Annotated in this window: 4 protein-coding genes; all 4 read right to left on the bottom strand. The window is 39.2% G+C overall.

Annotation, left to right across the window (positions count from 1 at the left end; translation table 11 throughout):
- Positions 1 to 302 (bottom strand): HisA/HisF-related TIM barrel protein (locus ACOVO2_RS13180; RefSeq protein ID WP_421770427.1); only part of this gene is annotated, 302 nt, incomplete at its 3' end.
- Positions 303 to 342: 40 nt separating this feature from the next.
- Entirely contained in the window at positions 343 to 813 is a 471-nt protein-coding gene (locus tag ACOVO2_RS13185) for a GNAT family N-acetyltransferase (RefSeq protein WP_421770428.1), read from the bottom strand.
- Between the two features lie 24 nt (positions 814 to 837).
- Positions 838 to 1,122, bottom strand: coding sequence for a GxxExxY protein (locus ACOVO2_RS13190; protein ID WP_421770429.1), 285 nt, complete (start codon positions 1,120 to 1,122; stop codon positions 838 to 840).
- 148 nt (positions 1,123 to 1,270) lie between these two features.
- Positions 1,271 to 1,993 (bottom strand): 1-(5-phosphoribosyl)-5-[(5-phosphoribosylamino)methylideneamino]imidazole-4-carboxamide isomerase, encoded by a 723-nt coding sequence (hisA, locus tag ACOVO2_RS13195; protein WP_421770430.1) that lies wholly within the window; start codon positions 1,991 to 1,993, stop codon positions 1,271 to 1,273.
- Position 1,994: the final 1 nt, after the last annotated feature.

A 1,994-nucleotide genomic window follows, 5' to 3' on the forward strand; every position in this document is an offset into this window, starting at 1 on the left:
GATACTTTATCGGCACCTGCGTTTAAAAGCTTAGAAACATCAGCAACCGACCCGATTCCGCCACCTACACAAAACGGGATATTGATGGTATGGGCAACTCTACGCACTAAATCAAGTAGCGTTTTGCGTTCTTCGACGGTAGCTGTGATGTCGAGAAATACTAATTCGTCCGCTCCTTGGCGGGCATATTCGGCACCGAGTTCTACGGGGTCGCCAGCATCACGAAGGTTTACGAAATTAGTACCTTTGACGGTACGGCCATCTTTTATATCTAAACAAGGTATGATTCTTTTTGTAAGCATTTTTCAGTGAACAGTTATCAGTAAACAGTTATCAATACTGCTACTCGTTATAAATATTTGGTCGGGCAATTTGCATCATTATATCCGGGTTATCCAGAGGAGTGAAACCGAATTGTGCATAAAGTCCGTGGGCATCACGAGTGGCAAGCATCCACCTACGAAGCCCTTGTAAATCAGGTTGTTGAGTAATACATTCCATCAGCCATTTTGAAATACCTTTGCCTCTTTCGCTCTCTAAAACAAAAACATCGGCCAAGTAAGCAAAAGTAGCATAGTCGGAAATGATTCGGGCATAGCCTACTTGAGAAGCCCCACCCCAACTCTCCCCGATAGGGAGGGAGTTTTTGTAAATACCAAAAGTTGTTGAATGCTCGGCGGCACGCTTTACGATTTCCATCGGAATATTGGGCGACCAATAGCTTGTCGATAAAAAGCCATGAATTACATCGAATTGTAATTTGGTTTTATCGGTGCTAATTGTGTATTCGTCTTTTTGGTATTCGTAAATCATAATATGGAACGCTGATTTTTATGATTATGATGATTTTTTAAGATTTGGCTTGTGGTCATTTGAAAATACCTTTCTTTTAAATTGTGGCTCTTTCCCAAAATTTATCAAAAGTCCCACTTCAATATCAGTTGCTCTTAAATAATTGGTTAATTGGGCTTCATGTTCTGGACTCAATGCTTCAGCCGCTTTTAGCTCAAGTATAATTTTATCTTCTACGATAATATCTGCGTAATAATAACCCACTTTTTCTGTTTCATAAAACACATCAATTGGATACTGTTGTGAACATTGTAAGCCAATTTTTCTCAACTCTATTAAAAAAGCATTTTCGTATACTTTTTCTAAGAAACCATACCCTAATATTATAAACTTTATAAAAAGCCTTAATTATTCGCCCTGTAAGTTCAGAATGTTTAAAGTTGATTTCAGAATCTTTCATCATAACTTATCATAAGAATCATAAAAATCTGCGTTCTATTTCTTTCAAAGTAACACGACCTTCGTAAATGGCTTTGCCGACGATTACGCCAAAGATATTGAGTTCGGCTAAATCTTCTAAATCTTGCATTGAACTCACGCCACCACTCGCAATTACTTGTAAATCAGGGAATTGAGCTTGCATTTTCTTGTATAAATCAACTGAAGGCCCTTGCAAAAGTCCATCTTTGGCTACGTCGGTACTGATAGTATATTTTACGCCTTTGGCAATCCATTGGCCCACAAAATCATATACCCAAACGCCCGAATCTTCTTCCCAACCACTTACCGCAATTTTTTCGTTACGGGCATCTGCTCCCAAAATAATGGCTTCGCTGCCAAATCTTTTGAGCCATTCTTCAAATAATTCGGGGTTTTTAACGGCAATGCTTCCGCCTGTGATTTGCTTTGCACCACAGTCAAAGGCCAAACGAATGTCGTCATCCGATTGTACACCTCCGCCAAAATCAATGTGAAGATTGGTTTTTGATGCAATGGTTTCGAGTACCTTAGCATTGGTGATTTTTTTATTTTTCGCTCCATCTAAATCAACCAAATGTAGGCGTTTGATGCCCGCATCTTCAAACATCTTGGCTACTTCGAGCGGATTTTCGTTGTAAGTTTTTTTCTGAGAATAATCACCTTGTGTAAGCCTTACGCATTTACCGTCGATGATGTCAATGGCTGGAATGATTTGAAACATA

Source organism: Emticicia sp., assembly GCF_049241225.1.
Classification (GTDB): domain Bacteria; phylum Bacteroidota; class Bacteroidia; order Cytophagales; family Spirosomataceae; genus Emticicia.

Excerpts from the sequence above, each read along its gene's own strand:
- hisA (WP_421770430.1), bottom strand. The coding sequence starts at position 1,993 with ATGTTTCAAATCATTCCAGCCATTGACATCATCGACGGTAAATGCGTA.
- ACOVO2_RS13185 (WP_421770428.1), bottom strand. The coding sequence starts at position 813 with ATGATTTACGAATACCAAAAAGACGAATACACAATTAGCACCGATAAA.